Here is a 19,239-nt window from a genome sequence, read left to right as displayed (position 1 = left end):
TGTAGTCTCCGTAATATTCCTTAGAAAGGAGGTGATCCAGCCGCACCTTCCGATACGGCTACCTTGTTACGACTTCACCCCAATCATCTATCCCACCTTAGGCGGCTGGCTCCAAAAGGTTACCTCACCGACTTCGGGTGTTACAAACTCTCGTGGTGTGACGGGCGGTGTGTACAAGGCCCGGGAACGTATTCACCGCGGCGTGCTGATCCGCGATTACTAGCGATTCCGGCTTCATGTAGGCGAGTTGCAGCCTACAATCCGAACTGAGAGAAGCTTTAAGAGATTAGCTTAGCCTCGCGACTTTGCGACTCGTTGTACTTCCCATTGTAGCACGTGTGTAGCCCAGGTCATAAGGGGCATGATGATTTGACGTCATCCCCACCTTCCTCCGGTTTGTCACCGGCAGTCTTGCTAGAGTGCCCAACTAAATGATGGCAACTAACAATAAGGGTTGCGCTCGTTGCGGGACTTAACCCAACATCTCACGACACGAGCTGACGACAACCATGCACCACCTGTCACTTTGCCCCCGAAGGGGAAGCTCTATCTCTAGAGTGGTCAAAGGATGTCAAGACCTGGTAAGGTTCTTCGCGTTGCTTCGAATTAAACCACATGCTCCACCGCTTGTGCGGGCCCCCGTCAATTCCTTTGAGTTTCAACCTTGCGGTCGTACTCCCCAGGCGGAGTGCTTAATGCGTTAGCTGCAGCACTGAAGGGCGGAAACCCTCCAACACTTAGCACTCATCGTTTACGGCGTGGACTACCAGGGTATCTAATCCTGTTTGCTCCCCACGCTTTCGAGCCTCAGCGTCAGTTACAGACCAGAGAGCCGCCTTCGCCACTGGTGTTCCTCCATATATCTACGCATTTCACCGCTACACATGGAATTCCACTCTCCTCTTCTGCACTCAAGTCTCCCAGTTTCCAATGACCCTCCCCGGTTGAGCCGGGGGCTTTCACATCAGACTTAAGAAACCGCCTGCGCTCGCTTTACGCCCAATAAATCCGGACAACGCTTGCCACCTACGTATTACCGCGGCTGCTGGCACGTAGTTAGCCGTGGCTTTCTGGTTAGATACCGTCAAGGGATGAACAGTTACTCTCATCCTTGTTCTTCTCTAACAACAGAGTTTTACGATCCGAAAACCTTCTTCACTCACGCGGCGTTGCTCGGTCAGACTTTCGTCCATTGCCGAAGATTCCCTACTGCTGCCTCCCGTAGGAGTTTGGGCCGTGTCTCAGTCCCAATGTGGCCGATCACCCTCTCAGGTCGGCTATGCATCGTCGCCTTGGTGAGCCGTTACCTCACCAACTAGCTAATGCACCGCGGGTCCATCCATCAGCGACACCCGAAAGCGCCTTTCAAATCAAAACCATGCGGTTTCGATTGTTATACGGTATTAGCACCTGTTTCCAAGTGTTATCCCCTTCTGATGGGCAGGTTACCCACGTGTTACTCACCCGTTCGCCACTCCTCTTTTTCCGGTGGAGCAAGCTCCGGTGGAAAAAGAAGCGTTCGACTTGCATGTATTAGGCACGCCGCCAGCGTTCGTCCTGAGCCAGGATCAAACTCTCATAAAAAGTTCGAACAATCTTGCGATTGTTAAGCTCAATTGTTTGCTAGCATATTGCTTGCTTGTTAAAAATGTTTGTTGTCTTGAATCAATCAAGACGCCCTACACATTTGGTTTGTCTTTGCTTTGTTCAGTTTTCAAAGGTCTACTTGATTAATGCTACTTGATTTAAAGTTGAAACTTCTTAACGAGCTAGCGATTAATCATTCGATATTGCCGTAGCAACTTTTATATCATAACAGATCGACATTTGTTTGTCAACTATTTTTAAAAGTTTTTTTCACTTCGTTTTTCAGAAGCGCTTCAGCAACTCATTTATCATAACTCATCGTTTGTTATTTGTCAATAACTTTTTTGAAGTTTTTTTCGATGAAATCAAGCTTCATAAGCTGTCGGTTTTTAACGACTCAGTTATCTTATCATGTGATAACTCACACGTCAAGAACTTTTTGAATCTTTTTTATTACTTCATTTTTTTAAAACGAGTAACTAAAAACAACAAAAAAGAATATACCATGTAATTTTACACATGTCAATAAGTATTTAAACATTTGGTATAGGTTATCACTCTTGGTTTCAGCTTTTCTATATTAAATAAGCCATAGTCATTCTACTGATTCTGGCTATCCAGATAATCGAACTGTAAGACTTCTTTCAGCTGTTGTCCATTTATGACATCTTTGGTTACTCCACACAGTTGCCCCATTGATGAGCGTTCATCGTTTTCCCGTTGATCAATGAGGTTGTGAAAAGAGTGTCTTGACCTAAGCGTTAAGGATGAAAATCTCGAAACAGCTCCTCATGTTTTGAGATTTTTTGACTTATCGCCGAAGGTCAGCTCTTTGAACACCGTTTATTCGTTTTTAGAGATACTAGAAGAGACCGAGACAAGTTTCTTTTAGAAAAGATCACTCACAAAAAAAGGAAATGAATAGCCATCCATCTCCTCTAACCGACTATTTCGTTTTTTTGCCACTGAGGTCATCCTGTATTTATTGGCTTGCAATTAATTTCTCCATTAATTCCTCATTAAACCCAACAAATAAAACATTATCAAAAATAATCAGCGGACGTCTGATTAGTTCTCCATGTGTTCTACACAAAACAATCAATTGTTGTTCATTAATAGTAGATAAATCAATTTCCAGATTTTTGAAACCTTGTGACCAAGTGGCGAACAGTCGTTCCGCGTGAACATTCTCAAACCCACACAATTCTTTTGCTTCCTTAACGGTTAGCTCTCTCTGATCTAAATCAATAAACTGATAAGAGAGATGATGTTCTTCTAACCACTGCTTTGCTTTTAGACACGTCACACAATGCGCCGACCCGTATACCTTCACAAGATTCCTCCTTTTTTAAATTTAACTGAAGATACTGTTTTGCATATAAATCATTCTTCTTGCAACTGAACGAATTTCTCTTGGAACAAACGAACGAATTTCATCTTCATTAAAACCGATCAATATTCTTTTTTCATCAATTAAGATCGGACGTCTTAGTAAAGAAGGATATTGTTTAAAAAGGACGATCATTTGCTTTAATGTGAGCTCGTTGAAGTCAATAGCTAATTTTTCGTATATTTTTGAGCGAGTAGAGATAATGTCTTCAACGCCTCCGTTAGTGGCTGCTAAAATTTCACGTATTTCATTTTCTGATATCGGCTCTGCAAAAATATTTTTTTCTTCAAAATCTAAACGATTTTCTTGCAACCATGCTCTTGCCTTTCTACAAGAAGTACAGCTAGGGGAAGTATATACTTTTATCATTCTCTCACTCCTTTTTAATTATAATCCCATTCTAACTGAAAGTTATAAAAAACACCAATTATTAGCTATTAAAATTCAGAAAATTTATTCTTCTTTGCTATTAAACCCTTTTAATCCTGTGTTTATATGAAAAAAATTAATTTATTTTGTATAAAAAAAAGAAGAAAAATACATAAAAAAAACGATATTATTAGTATTTTTTACCTAATAATATCGTTTTTTATGTGATCAAACATGTATTTTTTTAATTTTACAACCTGTTTCTCTAATAAATCTAGAAGTTTTCAATTTTCTCGTCCCCTTCATCAAAGGTATACACAAATAGAGACGATTCCTTGCTCGGGTCATTGCTACATAAAAAAGACGGCGTTCTTCTTCGACTGTTGTCACATGCTCTGCCTTGACCTTATCCAAACTAATAGCTGCTTTATCAGAGGCACCATTGTAAGGAATAGCTCCTTCATTACAACCAACTAAAAAAACATTGCGATAGCTTAAGCCTTTACTTCTATGAATACTTTGAATGCATAAAGCATCAAGTTTTCCTTGTCGGTAAGCGATTAAACGAGTTTTTAGTTGTTTCGCAACTGCTTGGATGTCTTTTTCTAAATGGTTGATTTTTTCTAATGTTGGAAATTGTTTGAGCGTTCCTAACAACCATTCACGCTCACTACCGTCTATTTCTTTAGTTGGTCGACTTAATTTAAGGTAGCTTTGAATTAAACGATCAAAACCTTTCCCGCCATTTTTATCAAAAGTATGAAGGTCCTTTACAAACCGATGAATCTCTTTTTCTTTTGTTTTTAAATGCGGCTTTACAGAAAGGATATATTCCACAATATCTGTTACTTTATTTCGTTTAGAAAAATAGTCCTCACATTCAGCCTTCTTGAAATAGCAATTAATCATTAACTGATAGAGTACTTGTTGATAACCCTGTGTCTTTTTTTGATAAGTAGTTGCATTTTGCCAGTAAAGAATCCTTTGATAGAACTGTTGAAATAGTTTTATCCCAAATATCCCTTCGTATGGGCCATCTGCTTCTAGCACAAAGGGGATATCCGTCTGTAACAAGTCTTGGACTAATTGCTGGGTTTGCGTTAACGACCGATATAAAACGATTGATTCTTTGTATTTTCCTTTATGTTTAATCAATGTTTTGATTTGTTCAATGATCCAGCGACTTTCAGCTTGTATGTCATCAAAAGCCAGCGCCTGCATAATCCCCGCCTCTTTCTTAGCTGGAATCATTGCTTTTTGGATACGATCATTTTTATTAAAAGTAATTAAGCGATTCGCTCCTTGAACAATGGTGGCACGTGAACGATAGTTGGTTAATAAAAAAAGCGTCTTCGTTGCGTACTCTTGGTCAAAATTTTTAATATAAGAAGGTTCCGAACCTCGAAACCCATAGATACTTTGATCATCGTCACCGACCACAATAAGTTTCATTGGTGTTTCCTTCGTGATCAGGCGAACAATTTCCCACTGTAAAGGATTCGTGTCTTGAAATTCATCAATAAATAAATAATCATATTTTTGTCCCACGAAGTTTCTGATTTCTTCGTTCTGCAAGGCTTGTTTTAAATTACTTAGAACATCATTGAATTCAAAAAGATGTTGCTCTTTCTTTTGTGCTTGCAGTTCTCGCATGAAGTGAGTCATTCTTTCGGAAATCGGCATAGTTGCATTCGGTTCAATAAAGTCAAAGTTTTCTTTTATCAACACTCGCGTTTCTTCTATTGATAAGTTCATATTCTGCCAATAATCAAGACGTGCCGCCAAATTTTTTTCTCCATATTGATCAAAAGCGTATAAATTATACTTACGAATAAGTTGTTGTATTAGTCCACTGACTTTGTATGAGGTCTCTTTTGAAAATTCTCCCTGTATCCCTTCAGTGACTACTTCTGGGAATTGGCGACAAATATCATTGTACAAACGAAAAAAGATACTATGAAAAGTTCCTATATGAACATTGGTCTTTCGTTGGCTAAAATTATCTACTCGCTTTTTCAATTCATTCGCAGCATTTCTCGTAAAAGTAATCATCAATATCCGTTGCTCATCTACCTGATTTTCAGTCATTAAATAGACAGCTTTTGCACAAATTGTTTGGGTCTTCCCACTTCCCGCTCCTGCAATGATCCTTAGATTTTTTTCCATATTGTAAGTAATCGCTGCTTTTTGCTCGTAATTAAAACGATTGTAGGAGCGCTTTTCCATCATATCGAAAAATGAATGACTATTATTCGTTTCTTTTTCTTCCTCAATCAGCCCAGGTGCTTCACCATAAGCTGCTTCATAGCTTGCAATGATCTCTTCTTGCATCCGGAAAATTTGTTGGAGCTTCTCATATCTTTTTTCCCAATGACTGATTTCTCTTTGTAAGCGAAGTATTTCTTTTTCATTCCCTTGATTGATTGTTTTCACATCTTTCTATATATAAATGGTCAATATTTTTCTTTTATACTAACAGACCTTTCTAAAAATTAAAATGACTTTAGCAAACACTGACCTTTTCTGAAAATTATCTATAAAATATCAAAAACATATAACCAATATGATAGAATAAAAAAGACAAATATATTAATTTGAAGGTGAATATAAATGAGTACTTCATTTCATGAAGGACGGACAATCGGACTTTTATTATCCTTTATCGGTGGCGCAATGGACAGTTATACATATATTCAATATAACGCATTTGCTTCAGCACAAACGGGTAATATTGTCTTAGCAATCATCCAAGCTTTCGATGGTGAATGGATTAGCGTTGGAAAAAAAGTTCTTTCTACTGTCTTCTTTTTTTTAGGGATATTACTGACAAAATTTTTGATTGATTATTTCAAAAAGAAAGAAAAACACTATTGGCGTTTGTATGTTCTTTACTACGAAGCAATTATCTTTTTCTTAGTCAGTCTGACTCCAATCAGTATCCACCCAGCCATCGTAACCATCATGATTGCATTTACAGCAGCTATTCAATGGGTCGCTTTTGATAAAATCGATGGACGAGCTTATACTAATCTTTTTACTACGGGGAATCTAAAAGGAGTTGCTACTAACTTATACGATTCTCTTGTCACAAAAGAAAAAGCAGCGTTCGATCGTTTTTTCCATTTTCTGACAGTTGTTCTGGCTTTCATCAGTGGTGCAGGCGTTCTCGTTTTTTGCCACCATTTATTTGGGCATTTTGCTATTTTATTAGTGGCTGTTTTATTTTTAATCATAGCAATTGTTCAAAGCATTCAAGTATGGAAATTTTACCAACGTCATATAGTCTTATCCAAAAAATAAGGACAAGCGTGTTCACTTTAATGACCAACTAAAAAAATCACTATACTAAAACACAACAAATAGACTGATTTACAGGATACTCGGACAGTACCTCAGCCTATTTGTTGTGTTTATGTTTATTTTTATTCATTCCATTATCGCACTTGATTTTCGAACAACAAGTTGCCAATGCAAACTGTCGGCAGTTTCATTATCTTCTACTGCACATTTGATGACCCGGATCATCACGCTGTTTTCATAAACTTTTTCAATTTCTCCTTTGATAGGCGCTTCAAATAAATCTGAAACAAAAGCACCTGTTTCACCAACTTCAAATAATTGCTCATCCATTTTCTCCATTACTTGTTCATTCCCCATGATAGTTCCTCCAATATTTTTTAAGTCAATCAATTTTTAACACACTTCTAGGCAGAGAACACATAAAAATCATAAAAAGCCCTTTTCATGTCAAAACCGTTCACTTTTTTTATCTGCCATTTATAAAATACTCAAAAAAGAAAGATCTAACTGAATTTTTTGATCTTTTTTTTACGGTTTTGATGTCAAAACAACCTTTTATGAATCGAAACACTATTTTTAACAAATTTAGAATAAAATCGTTATTGGAGGTACGTTGGATGAAAAATAAAGTTGTAAATAGAATATTAGACACATTATTCAGTGGTGAAAAAATAGAAGATGAAATGGTTTATCTCCAAGTAAAATTTGCCCTTGATGTATTAATGAATAACCTTGGCAAATTGGCCGTTGTTTTAGTATTTTCTTTAATAACCGGTTCTTGGGTCGAAACAGGATTGACCTTTCTTTCTTATATTTGTATCCGTCGCTATGCTTACGGACTTCATTCTGATTCTGAATTTGTTTGTTTACTATGGACTTTGCTTTATTTGTGGGGCGTTCCCCTCTTAATGAAACACTTTGATGTGACCATCTCTTCCCCACTGAAGGTCATTTCATTGATCATCTGTTTCTTATTGTTGCTTCGCTATGGATCAAAAGGTACAGCAATCAATCCCATTGAACCTGAAAAACGCCCACCACTGTTAAAAAAAGCAATTTTCATGTTTCTTCTATTTGCAATAACTATTTTATTTTTCGCTAATTCTTACTTTTCTACTTACTTGCTTCTCGGGATTATTTTAGAAATAGCTACGCTGCTTCCAATTACGAATTATATAATGAATCTTGGAGGAATTTTCTATGAAAAAAACAATCATTAAACAACTTACTAATTTGTCTGACTTCTTTGTGTCTGGATGCTGCTTTGGTATGAGTTCAGAGTTTAAAATCCCTGAAAAATTAAAAAAATAATTCAATAAATATGCTATAATTTGGTAAAAATCAATGGGAGCTGTACTTTATGTTTTTGTGGTCCATAGCCTTGCAATATTTAATTTACACAATTTGTGTATTACTCATTGAACACCAAATTAAAAAGAAATACTTATTCGTTACCACTATTTTAATCTCTTGTGTCTTGTTAGGTTTTATGTATCCTTTATTTGGGATATTTACTGCTTTATTTGCTATAGGTATGCTGATGCTAACATTCTTCTTCTTTTCTACTTCCCCGCAAAAACTGGTTTATGCTCTTCCTTGGGGATTGCTTACTTCGCTTTTAGGAGACCATTTGACGAGCATCAGCGATTTTTTTATTTTGAAATCTGCTGTCATTGAACCAGGAGATTCCTTGCAGTATATTCATATCGTCATTTCTGCGACGTTATCGATCTTACTTGCTTTAGCCTTTAAAAAAGCCTTAGAAAATTTTCATGGGTTGGATCGCCGAATGATTGGAACCGTTGGCGCGTTGATGTTATTTACCTATTATATCGTTATCTTTTATACACGTTTTTCTGGCGAGACTCCCCAAATTTTAACTATCAACACTGGCTTTTTCATTCTTTATCTCTGTGGCGGGCTGTTTATCCTCATTTATTATTGGAAAATTTCAAAGAGAAAAATGGCAGACCAATTGTTAGAACAGCGTATGCAAATGCAACAAGATTACATCCGCGATCTAGAAAAAAACTATCAAGACCTTAGAGAATTCAAGCATGATTATCAAAACTTGCTTTTTTCAATGAATAGTTATCTTGCTGAAGGTGACCTGGAGGGATTACGTAAGTACTACAATCAAAATATCTTACCCACTCGTCAAATGATGGATCTTTTCCCAGCAAACCTTAGTCTGTTAGATAACATAAAAATTCCTGAAATAAGAAGCTTATTGTCTTTGAAATTAATGATGGCACAAGAAAAAGGATTATCCGTGCATCTTGTTATTCCAGAAGAGATCACTTTAAAGAAAAAACACACAGTAAACATCGTCCGAATGTTAGGTATTATTTTAGATAATGCGATTGAAGGAGCTTTAATTACTAAAAAGAAGAAAATTGAACTCTTTGTTTTAAAAAAGAAAAACTCAGTGATTATTCGTGTCATCAATACAACGATGAATACACTTCCGTTAAATCAATTAAAACAAAAAGGTTTTTCAACAAAAAAAGATCCTAAAAACGAAGGACTCGGTTTATTCATTTTGGATGAGCTGTCAAAGGCCAATCCTTATATCTTTTTAGAGACATCTATTGAGAATCAACGTTTTTCTCAGACAATCTATATACAAACAAAATAAAGGAGTATTCGTATGATTCCAATTTATATTTGCGAAGATGACACGAAACAGTTGGAAGTAATTTCAGCAGTGATCAAAAATCGAATTATGATTGAGAATTTGGATAGTTATGTCCATATCGCCACTTCTGATCCAATTGAACTTCTTCAAGCAGCTAGAGTACGAACCTCATCTTTTGGTATTTATTTTTTAGACATTGAATTAAAAGATAGCGATCTAGATGGTATTATGATCGGAAAACGCGTAAGAGATCTAGATCCTTTAGGAAAAATTATTTATGTTACTTCTCATACGGATCTTTCAATGTCTATCTTAAAGAGTAATATTGAACCGACTGATTATATTATCAAAGAAGATATTTTTGATTTAAAAGAAAATGTGGAACGTATTTTAAGTAAGATCTTTGAAGATGTCAAAGCGACTCCTTTACAAAAAGATATTTTTAAAATCGAATTTAACGATGAAATAAAATTTCTTCCGATCAAAGATATCCAGTATTTCTCTACTTCCCCAGGAACGCCACATAAATTAGAGGTTCATTTGACTCATGCGCAAATGCAGTTCTATGATAAAATCAAAGAAATAGAGAAAATGAACCGTCATTTTATCCGCTGCCATAAATCATACGTGATCAATACTCAAAATGTCCGTACGATCAACAAAAAAACTCGTGAAATCACGTTAGCAAATGGCGAAGTGATTCCGGCTTCTGTACGTGGTTTAAAAAAATTGATCTCGTAAATCTCAGACTTCTCCCCAAAAACAAACAAAAAAAATGAGCAAAACTCGTCTGTTTGTTTTGCTCATTTTTTCTTATTTATCTTTTCTTGTTCCTATTTTGTAGTTTAATGTAACAGCATTTCTTGCGCAATTTCTTGCCCACTCATCTCCACTGGATAAAAAGTTGGCCAATGATCCATTTCTGCCAGTAAACTTTCTTGACTTTCATTCCCTAAATAGATATGAAAATGTTCCGAATCTGTTGGTTCAATCGAATGATCACTGAATTGTACATATCGATAAGCGCCACTTTCTGGCTCTACTGCTTCAAATAAGTAGCGTACGCCTCGATTTCCTGCAGCGTAATTCAAAACTCTTTTACCTGCATATCGGTATGATGATTGCTTCGTCTCACCATTTTTAAAAGTAAATGCCATTCGATCTCCGTCAATCTTGATCTTTTCGACATCCGTCTGGTATCCGACGGTATAATAATCCTTGTACTCTTTTGCTGATTTTTTTGGATCGATTTTTGCCTTATACTCAAATACGGGATCTAAGGTTCCATCAGCTAAATAGTTATCGACCGTTTGCCATTGCCCTTTCCAATCGGACAATTTGCGGTCTTTCACAGCTGAATCTTCAAAGTAACCATTATATACATTTTTTTCTTTTTCTGGTGTCAGTGTGGCTTCCAGTGGATTCACTGTATCTGTCGTTTTTTGTAACGACTTGAGGTTTTCTTTCATCATGGTTACGTAGTTTTCACCATTTGCAAGTTGTTCTTTCGTTAAACCTTCTAGAGGATTCAAGACAGCCAAAGAAACGCCGGCTTCATTTACTAGAGTTCTAGCGATACTGTCTTTAGCATTTTCTTCGAAATAAATATATTTGATCCCATGATCTTTTACAAACTGTTTTAATTCAGCAATTCTTGCGGCTGAAGGTTCCTCACTTGAGGATAAGCCAGCTATTGACACTTGATTCAGTCCATACTCTAATGCCAAATAGTTGAATGCGGCATGTTGGGTAACAAAAGATTTTTGTTTTGCTTTACTTAAGGTATCCTGATAACTCTGATGAAGTTCTTGTAATTTTTCTAAATAATTCTCCGCATTTTTAGTAAAGGCTTCTTTTTTATCGGGGTATTTTGTGATTAGTTGATCCCTTATACTTTTTACTTGTTTCATTGCTAAACTTGGAGCTAACCAAACATGCGGGTCTAATTCATGAGAATGCCCTGCTTCGCCATGACTATGGTCATGTCCTTCTTCACTACCCGGTAACAACAACATCCCTTCAGTCGCTTTGACTGCTAACACATTCCCCTCTTTCAATGTGTTTTGGATTGCTGGTACCCAGGTTTCCATATTTTCGTTGTTATAGACAAAGACATCCGCATTTTGAATTTTTGCCATATCTTTTGCTGATGGCTCATAGTCGTGTGAATCTGTCCCAGCAGGAATCAATAACTCAACTTCTCCTTCATCTCCCACTACTTCTTTCGTGAAATCATACATTGGATAAAAAGTCGTCATCACCTGCAATTTTTCTTTTTTGTTCGCGGCTTCTTGTTGATTGCCACAACTGGCAAGTATACAAACAGTAACTACTATCCCTAATAAATAAACCAAACGCTTCATTTGACGACACTCCTTCATCTTCTTTCATTTTACGATTAAAGTTACCAAATCGTAATCTTTACGTTTTAGCAACAGGATTTAATTTATCATATCGCTAAATAAATAGTCAAGCGTTTTCTTAAAACTATTTCTTTTTATTTTCTAGCCATTTCTGAACAGTATCATTTTCTTTTTGTCACTAGTTCCGACTATAATAAGATAAATCAGCTTGACGTTCCCGATAGGTAAAAAACAATTTCCTTTTACTTTTATCTTGAACTTAGAGCGATTTAGTACATTGAAAGGAGTAATAAATTGAAGAATAATTCTAAAGATCAGTCTCGTCTGATACGTTTTCTAGGAGGAACGACTTCCTATTATGTATTAGGGTTGTTGATTATGTTAGCTTTAGTGATCTATTTTTTTCAGCAGATCGGTTTTATTTTTAAACCATTTTTTGTGATTTTTGCAACGACACTCGCCCCAGTACTATTTGCGTTAGTTTTATATTATTTACTAGACCCGTTGATCAAACGTTTGAGCCGAAAACTATCTAGAAATTTATCTGTTACTATCGTTTATGTCATTATTTTATTTTTGATCGGCTTAGGGAGTGTTTGGTTAGTTCCTTTCTTGGAGCAACAAGCCAAAACACTAATGACTAGTTTTCCTGATTTGTTCAACGATTTTATACAAACTTTGAAAAACTTCCTAGCGCAAACACCTTTTGCGGACACATTCGATCAATTCTTTTCATCGATTGATGATTGGACGTCTAATTTTGCCTCGTTTATTGGCGATTATTGGGAAAGTGGCGCACAAAGTATCGGGAATATCTTTTCAGCAGTAACATCTACCTTTATTACATTGTTTACTGGTCCAATCATTGCGTTCTTCTTATTAAGAGATCCTCAGAAATTTTATCAAGCTGTGTTAGGGATCGTACCACCCAAGTTCCGTACAGATTTTCGGACATTGACTAAAATCGCCAATCAACAATTAGGTGATTTCTTAAAAGGGCAAATCATTGCTTCTTTCATCTTAGGAGCTGTTTATTGGGTCACATTTTTATTGATCGGCTTAGAATTTGCAAGCATACTAGCAATCGCAGCTGGGATTTTATGTATCATTCCTTACATTGGACCATTTATTGCCTTCTTTCCTGGATTGTTTATTGCTTTCCAAGATTCGACATTCATGGCAATTAAGTTTGTTTTGGTCTGGTTCATCGTCCAATTACTTCATGGGGACTTAGTTATCCCTCGAGTTATGGGCAATCGCCTTCAAGTCCATCCCATCACTATTTTGATTGTTTTATTAGTGATGGGGGATTTACTAGGACTCATGGGTGTAATTTTTGGGATCCCCATCTACACATTGATCAAATTATTGGTTGTCTTTACTTTTAAAAAGTTCAAACAACGCTACAACAAGTATTATGGCGATCAGGGTGTCTACCAAAAAGCAGAATTTTCGGAAAAAGACTACTTTGAAAAAGAGTAAAGAAAGTCTGGAACACCTCTCAAAAAAACGAGGGACTAGGACGATCAAGCTTATTTTTCTTACTGAAGAAGACTATTGTCCCAGTCTCTACTAAACAGACCTTTGTTCCTGTTTCTATGTAAAACAACAAGAGCTGCAATCCACATTTAGGAGTGCAGCTCTTCTTTTGTATGCTCATCAATCGCATAAAATGATTGGTTTTTTTAATTTACATCGATTCAATGACTAAGTGATTCCGTTTATTGAAGTGACCTGTTACTGAAATAGTATAATTGCCTTCTTCCAAAATAAGCAATTTATCCGTTATTTCTATATTGACTACTGATTGATTGGTTCAGGGCTCATTGGTAATGTAAATCGCACAAGCAATGGCTTTGTCTTGATTTCCTGAATTTTACCGAGTAAAACAATAGATTATTCCATCACGATCACCTCGCTAAAATTATAGAAAAAACAACTAAAATCGAGAATTTTTAATCGATTTTAGATATGCTAATAATAATCAAGACAGTAAAGTTTGTGACGGTGGCTATCCGATTGAAAGTGAGGTGGTGCGTATGTGCGTACTTCCAAAATCTTACAGAAAGGAGAAGCCTTTTGCCTGTTGAAACGGCGCTAGGATTAATGATTGGTTTCGGTTCTTTAATCGCAACAATCATTTTTGGAATCTTGGCAGTTGTAAACAACAATCAAAAAAAATAACCGTCAGCTTTAGCCGGTCGACGATTATTTTTCAAAAATAATATTAAACTGGTCACCGTCTTAAACGGTGCTGTTAAGGAAGTTGTTAGCGCAACTCCTCTTTTCGTATTCATTATATCAACTTTATTGATCTTTTACAATCAGAATGGGAAATCATCATTGCTAATATCATTGTCCATCCAATGGATTTTGTGAAGCGTTAAATCCATTGTTATTAGTCATCGTTGTTTCATGTTGTTCAAAGGTGGTTGTGATTGGAATCTTGGCAGGTTGATCAGTTTGATTACTACACAACGCTAAGTAACGCATAATTTCACATCATATTTATTTTTAGATATTAATGTCCAGAAAATGGAGATTTGAGCGACACAATGACAATAGATATTTTTAAACTAAAAAGTAAGAATAGAAAGGGAAAAGATAGCTAAGTTCACAAGTTAAAAAAAGAAGAAACCCCTGATATAATGTATTTTTTGTGTGTCACTTTTCTTTTTAAATGGCATAAATTTTTAATTTTATTTGACGAAAAATATAAACCTCTGTACACATTCCGGTATTCATCATTTAGCTCAACCTGTTTGAATATTGAGCGTATCTTAAATCAAGAAAACTGAGACATTGATCAGATTTTTTCTAATCAATGCCCCAGTTTTTAGACTTACATAAATTTATTTTTCCTTAGTTTACAGAAACTGTTTGGTTTTCAGCCAATAAGTTGCCACTTCCATCATAGAAATTCATTGTCACTTGATCATCAGCTTTGATTAGGTCTGGCTTCACATAATAACTGATTGCCCCATCCTTAAAACTTCCACCTTTACTGATCAGTTTACCATTGACAAACAAGTGTCCTTGGTGGACTTGGGTATCAGAACCATAGGCTCCTTTGATCGTTTGTGTGCCGATTTTATAAGTCAATTCGTTGATTTCAGCTGTTGGTGTTTGAATAGTGACATCAATCTCTGATCCTGGAATTTGCTGTCCTCGATTGTTGGCACCCATCAAGACTACTTGATCATCTTCTGACACTTTAAGGTTTCCTACATAATAACTGAACTTGCCATCTTTGAAGCTGCCGCCTTGACTAACTTTTTCGCCATTGACCAACAAGATTCCTTGGTAAACATCGCCGGTGTAGTTTCCTTCGATCACTGTACTGATTCCCACACGATGGGCTTCTGTTAATTGACCCAGTTGTTCTCCTATAGTCACTGGTTGTGGGTCCCCTAGTGGTGTATCGAATTTATCATAGCCTTGAATCGTTGCTTGATCCCCTGCTTTGATGATTTGAGAGTTCACATAATAGCTAAACTTGCCATCTTTATAGGTTCCTCCCCAGCTAACGACTTCTCCGTTCACTACTAGTTTTCCTTTATGGATATCCCCCGTGTAAGTTCCAGTAATGGTTGAATCACCCAACTGATACGCGTCCACTTGATCAATTGATCCTGAAGATTCGGAAATCACTTCAATCTCTTTGGAATCCATCAATTTCTTCTCTTTGTTGTAGCCATCTAATACGACTTTGTCGCCGACTTTTAATTTGCCAGCACCAACATAGTAGCTGAATTGACCATCTTTGAAGCTACCGCCCCAGCTGACCACTTTGCCATTAACGGTTAATCGTCCGAGAGACATATCCCCTGTGTAGGTTCCAGTGATATTGACATCTCCTACATGATATTCTTGTGGTTCCAACTCACTTTTCACTAGTTCTGCCACATAAGTTCCTGCCGTTAAATCACCCGTTCCGTAATTTGCCATAAAGTCAGCAGGTGAATAGCCTTTGGACTGACCATCTTCACGAATCCAATTTCCTGTCAGCTGATCCCCTTCGTTCAGTGCTTCAGGCGCTGATAACTTAGTGTCTCCAATCGCCTTAAAGTGATCGCCTAGTGTTAATTTATTAAGTGAAGTATCAGCAAACATATAACCCATATCTGTTACTTTGCTAGTGTCAAAGTTGCTTAAATCTAGACTTGTTACGCTACCCATACCTCTAAACATATAACCCATATTTTTTACGTTACTGGTATCAAAGCTACTTACATCTAAACTTGTTACACTGCTAATATTGCGAAACATATAACCCATATTTGTTGCTTTACTAGTATCAAAGCTACTTACATCTAAACTTGTTACACTGCTCATACCATAAAACATATAACTCATATCTGTTACTTTACTGGTATCCAGTTGACTTAACCCTTCGATTTCAGTTACATTCGTAAGATCCTTTCCAACGGTACTTGTACTAAATAAGTATCTAGAATCTTCCGGAGCAACTACTTTCCCAGCCAAGACAATTTTTTTGATTGCTTCATAATCCACTTTTCCACTGTTCCATGGTGATTCTTTATAGCCACTTAACTCACCTGCTCCGATTGTTAACGTTCCTGTATCTTCATCAAACATATACGGACTAGTACCCCACGTGTCTGTTTCAACGGAAACATACGTGCCAGCAGTCAAATCACCCGTTCCATAGTTTTTCATGAAATCTGCTGCTGAATAAAACGTCCCTTTGCCATCTTCTCTCATCCAAGCAGAAGTAAGACTTGCGTTTTTTCCATCTGTTTCTACAAATTTAAATGTATCTCCTAGAATTAATTTCTTAAGTGGAGTATCAGCAAACATATTACTCATAGTTGTTACTTTGCTAGTGTCAAAGTTGCTTAAATCTAAACTTGTTACGCTACTCATATTGCGAAACATATTACTCATATCTTTTACGTTACTGGTATCAAAGCCACTTACATCTAGACTTGTTACACTACTTAGTCCGCAAAACATCCAACTCATATTTTTTACTTTACTGGTATCCAGTTGACTTAACCCTTCGATTTCAGTTACATTCGTAAGTTCATGATTAGTGTCATTTCCACTAAATAAGATTAAAGACTCTTCTGGAGCAACTACTTTTCCAGCCAAGACAATTTTTTTGATGGCTTTACTATCTACTTTATTGCTGCTCCATGGCGATTCTTTATAGCCACTTAACTCACCTGCTCCGATTGTTAACGTTCCTGTATCTTTATCAAACATATACGGACTAGTTCCCCACGTGTCTGTTTCAACGGAAACATACGTGCCAGCAGTCAAATCACCAGTGCCATAGTTTTTCATGAAATCTGCTGCTGAATAAAACGTCCCTTTGCCATCTTCTCTCATCCACGCAGAAGTAAGGCCTGCTGTTCCGCTGGCTGATTTTACAAATTTAAAGGTATCTCCTAGAATTAATTTCTTAAGTGGAGTCTTATAAAACATATTACTCATAGATGTTACTTTGCTAGTGTCAAAATTGCTTAAATCTAGACTTGTTACGCTACTCAGACCGTAAAATGCAGCATTCAAATTTGTTACGTTACTGGTATCCAGTTGACTTAACCCTTCAATTTCAGTTACATTCGTAAGGTCCTTACCAACGGTATTTGTAGTAAATAAGTATTTAGAATTTTCTGGAGCAACTACTTTTCCCGACAAGACAATTTTTTTGATTACTTCAAGACCTACTGTTCCGCTGTTCCATGGTGATTCTTCATAGCCACTTAACTCACCTGCTTCGATCGTCAATGTCCCTGTGTTTTTATCAAAATTATACGGACTGGTGCCCCACCATCCTGTAGCAGAAACATACGCGCCAGCAGTCAAATCACCGGTGCCATAGTTTTTTATGAAATCATCTGCTGTATAAGCCTTTCCTTTGCCATCTTCTCGCTTCCAAGCAGAAGTAAGAGCTCCAGTTCCATTTACAAATTTAAATGTATCTCCTAGAATTAATTTCTTAAGTGGAGTATCAGCAAACATATAAGACATAGATGTTACTTTGCTAGTGTCAAAATTGCTTACATCTAGACTTGTTACGCTATTCATACCTCTAAACATATAACCCATATCTTTTACTTTACTGGTATCAAAGCCACTTACATCTAAACTTGTTACACTGCTCATATTGCGAAACATATAACCCATATCTGTAGCTTTACTAGTATCAAAGCTACTTACATCTAAACTTGTTACACTGCTCATACCATAAAACATATACCTCATAGTTGTTACGTTACTGGTATCCAGTTGACTTAACCCTTCAATTTCAGTTACATTCGTAAGGTCCTTACCAGGGGTACTTGTACTAAATAAGTATCTAGAATCTTCCGGAGCAACTACTTTTCCAGACAAAACAATTTTCTTGATTGCTTCAAGATCCACTGTTCCGCTGTTCCAAGGTGATTCTTCATAGCCACTTAACTCACCTGCTCCGATCGTCAACGTTCCTGTGTTTTCATCAAAATTATACGGACTGGTACCCCACCATCCTGTAGCAGAAACATACGTGCCAGCAGTCAAGTCACCGGTGCCATAGTTGTCCATGAAATCTTCTGCTGTATAAGCCTTTCCTTTGCCATCTTCTCGCTTCCAAGCAGAAGTAAGACCTGCTTTTCCGTAAAATGCTTCTACAAATTTAAAGGTATCTCCTAGAATCAATTTCTTAAGTGGAGTACCAGCAAACGTATCAACCATCTCTTTTACTTTACTGGTATCAAAGCCACTTACATCTAAACTTGTTACACTGCTCATATTGCAAAACATAAAACCCATATCTGTTACTTTGCTGGTATCAAAGCTACTTACATCTAAACTTGTTACACTGCTCATACCATAAAACATATAACTCATAGTTGTTACGTTACTGGTATCCAGTTGACGTAACCCTTCGATTTCAGTTACATTCGTAAGATCCTTACCAGGGATACCTGTACTAAATAAGTATCTAGAATTTTCCGGAGCAACTACTTTCCCAGCCAAGACAATTTTTTTGATGGCTTCAATATCCACTGTTCCACTGATCCATGGTGATTCTTCACCACTTAACTCACCCGCTCCGATTGTCAATACTCCTGTGTTTTCATCAAACGTATACGAGCTGGTACCCCATGTTCCTGTTATCTCGGAGGCAGCTACCACGTTCGCTTTTTGCGCTACTTTTGGCGCTTCCGCTGTTGGATTAGTTGCATCCCCTTCACTTTCGGCAGTCGGTGCTGTTGCTTGTTCTTGGGCGTCATCCGTTGTTTCATCCGTTGCTTCATCCGTTGGTGCTAATGAATCACTAGCTGTAGTGGTTGAATCCGTTGGGTTTACTAACGGATCTGTGACGTTTTGTATCGTTTGATCGATGACTTCTTTTGCTTCATTCGCCTGTGTTTGTTCAGTAGAAGTTTCGGCTGTTGGTGTCAAAGTATCCGCTAATGCCATCGTTGGTGCAATCCCAGTATTTCCCATCACACCAGCCACCGCAAACATCGTTAATAGCTGTTTTTTACGTTTTGCTGTTAATTTTTTCTTACTCATATTTACTCCTTTTTTGCTCTTATTTTTGATCATTATTTTCTCGTCAATACCACTTCATC

General features: G+C 36.9%; 13 protein-coding genes and 1 rRNA gene. 6 read left to right on the top strand and 8 right to left on the bottom strand.

What is annotated here, in order from left to right; genetic code table 11:
* Positions 1-24: 24 nt before the first annotated feature.
* The 4 genes from IGJ18_RS01560 to IGJ18_RS01545 form a co-directional block, all read right to left on the bottom strand.
* A 16S ribosomal RNA gene (locus IGJ18_RS01560) occupies positions 25-1,584 on the bottom strand.
* Between the two features lie 985 nt (positions 1,585-2,569).
* The gene (locus IGJ18_RS01555; RefSeq protein WP_010720213.1) at positions 2,570-2,920 is read right to left on the bottom strand and encodes a Spx/MgsR family RNA polymerase-binding regulatory protein; all 351 of its coding nucleotides are present in this window, start codon (positions 2,918-2,920) and stop codon (positions 2,570-2,572) included.
* Positions 2,921-2,941: 21 nt separating this feature from the next.
* Positions 2,942-3,346, bottom strand: a complete 405-nt coding sequence (locus IGJ18_RS01550) for a Spx/MgsR family RNA polymerase-binding regulatory protein (RefSeq protein ID WP_010720214.1) — start codon at positions 3,344-3,346, stop codon at positions 2,942-2,944.
* A 228-nt stretch (positions 3,347-3,574) separates the two neighbouring features.
* Positions 3,575-5,779: an ATP-dependent helicase gene (locus IGJ18_RS01545; protein WP_010720215.1), complete on the bottom strand. Its 2,205-nt coding sequence runs from the start codon at positions 5,777-5,779 to the stop codon at positions 3,575-3,577.
* Between the two features lie 177 nt (positions 5,780-5,956).
* Between IGJ18_RS01545 and IGJ18_RS01540 the strand changes: the two genes are divergently transcribed.
* A complete protein-coding gene (locus tag IGJ18_RS01540) occupies positions 5,957-6,646 on the top strand; it encodes a YoaK family protein (protein WP_096708504.1) in 690 nt (229 codons plus the stop codon).
* 126 nt (positions 6,647-6,772) lie between these two features.
* Here the strand turns inward: IGJ18_RS01540 and IGJ18_RS01535 are convergent, their stop codons facing one another.
* Entirely contained in the window at positions 6,773-7,003 is a 231-nt protein-coding gene (locus IGJ18_RS01535) for a hypothetical protein (protein ID WP_010720217.1), read from the bottom strand.
* Between the two features lie 260 nt (positions 7,004-7,263).
* Between IGJ18_RS01535 and IGJ18_RS01530 the strand changes: the two genes are divergently transcribed.
* The 3 genes from IGJ18_RS01530 to IGJ18_RS01520 all read left to right on the top strand — a co-directional run bounded on the left by IGJ18_RS01530 (position 7,264) and on the right by IGJ18_RS01520 (position 10,025).
* Complete coding sequence (locus tag IGJ18_RS01530) at positions 7,264-7,866, top strand: accessory gene regulator B family protein (protein ID WP_010736952.1); 603 nt, start codon at positions 7,264-7,266, stop codon at positions 7,864-7,866.
* Positions 7,867-8,006: 140 nt separating this feature from the next.
* Positions 8,007-9,284 carry a sensor histidine kinase gene (locus IGJ18_RS01525; protein WP_010736951.1) on the top strand — a complete coding sequence of 426 codons (1,278 nt, stop codon included), beginning with the start codon at positions 8,007-8,009 and terminating at the stop codon, positions 9,282-9,284.
* 12 nt (positions 9,285-9,296) lie between these two features.
* Positions 9,297-10,025 carry a LytR/AlgR family response regulator transcription factor gene (locus IGJ18_RS01520; protein WP_010720220.1) on the top strand — a complete coding sequence of 243 codons (729 nt, stop codon included), beginning with the start codon at positions 9,297-9,299 and terminating at the stop codon, positions 10,023-10,025.
* Positions 10,026-10,129: 104 nt separating this feature from the next.
* Here the strand turns inward: IGJ18_RS01520 and IGJ18_RS01515 are convergent, their stop codons facing one another.
* Positions 10,130-11,647, bottom strand: coding sequence for a zinc ABC transporter substrate-binding protein AdcA (locus IGJ18_RS01515; RefSeq protein ID WP_438842770.1), 1,518 nt, complete (start codon positions 11,645-11,647; stop codon positions 10,130-10,132).
* 294 nt (positions 11,648-11,941) lie between these two features.
* On the opposite strand from IGJ18_RS01515, the gene IGJ18_RS01510 reads away from it, so the two are divergent.
* Positions 11,942-13,129: an AI-2E family transporter gene (locus tag IGJ18_RS01510; protein WP_010720222.1), complete on the top strand. Its 1,188-nt coding sequence runs from the start codon at positions 11,942-11,944 to the stop codon at positions 13,127-13,129.
* A 597-nt stretch (positions 13,130-13,726) separates the two neighbouring features.
* Positions 13,727-13,831, top strand: a complete 105-nt coding sequence (locus IGJ18_RS01505) for a competence inhibitor ComI (protein WP_223603620.1) — start codon at positions 13,727-13,729, stop codon at positions 13,829-13,831.
* A 168-nt stretch (positions 13,832-13,999) separates the two neighbouring features.
* Here IGJ18_RS01505 and IGJ18_RS01500 read toward each other — a convergent pair whose 3' ends face one another.
* Both IGJ18_RS01500 and IGJ18_RS01495 read right to left on the bottom strand, forming a co-directional pair.
* Positions 14,000-14,140, bottom strand: coding sequence for a hypothetical protein (locus IGJ18_RS01500; RefSeq protein WP_178306220.1), 141 nt, complete (start codon positions 14,138-14,140; stop codon positions 14,000-14,002).
* A gap of 369 nt (positions 14,141-14,509) precedes the next feature.
* Entirely contained in the window at positions 14,510-19,180 is a 4,671-nt protein-coding gene (locus IGJ18_RS01495) for a BspA family leucine-rich repeat surface protein (RefSeq protein WP_438842769.1), read from the bottom strand.
* Positions 19,181-19,239: the final 59 nt, after the last annotated feature.

The organism is Enterococcus sp. AZ078 (assembly GCF_051714985.1).
GTDB lineage: Bacteria > Bacillota > Bacilli > Lactobacillales > Enterococcaceae > Enterococcus_B > Enterococcus_B hirae.
This window is presented reverse-complemented; position numbering and strand designations above follow the sequence as displayed.

Bases quoted from the DNA above. Each gene is read 5' to 3' on its own strand.
- IGJ18_RS01550 (WP_010720214.1), bottom strand. From the start codon at position 3,346: ATGATAAAAGTATATACTTCCCCTAGCTGTACTTCTTGTAGAAAGGCA.
- IGJ18_RS01540 (WP_096708504.1), top strand. From the start codon at position 5,957: ATGAGTACTTCATTTCATGAAGGACGGACAATCGGACTTTTATTATCC.
- IGJ18_RS01535 (WP_010720217.1), bottom strand. From the start codon at position 7,003: ATGGGGAATGAACAAGTAATGGAGAAAATGGATGAGCAATTATTTGAA.
- IGJ18_RS01530 (WP_010736952.1), top strand. From the start codon at position 7,264: ATGAAAAATAAAGTTGTAAATAGAATATTAGACACATTATTCAGTGGT.
- IGJ18_RS01525 (WP_010736951.1), top strand. From the start codon at position 8,007: ATGTTTTTGTGGTCCATAGCCTTGCAATATTTAATTTACACAATTTGT.
- IGJ18_RS01520 (WP_010720220.1), top strand. From the start codon at position 9,297: ATGATTCCAATTTATATTTGCGAAGATGACACGAAACAGTTGGAAGTA.
- IGJ18_RS01515 (WP_438842770.1), bottom strand. From the start codon at position 11,647: ATGAAGCGTTTGGTTTATTTATTAGGGATAGTAGTTACTGTTTGTATA.
- IGJ18_RS01500 (WP_178306220.1), bottom strand. From the start codon at position 14,140: ATGCGTTACTTAGCGTTGTGTAGTAATCAAACTGATCAACCTGCCAAG.
- IGJ18_RS01495 (WP_438842769.1), bottom strand. From the start codon at position 19,180: ATGAGTAAGAAAAAATTAACAGCAAAACGTAAAAAACAGCTATTAACG.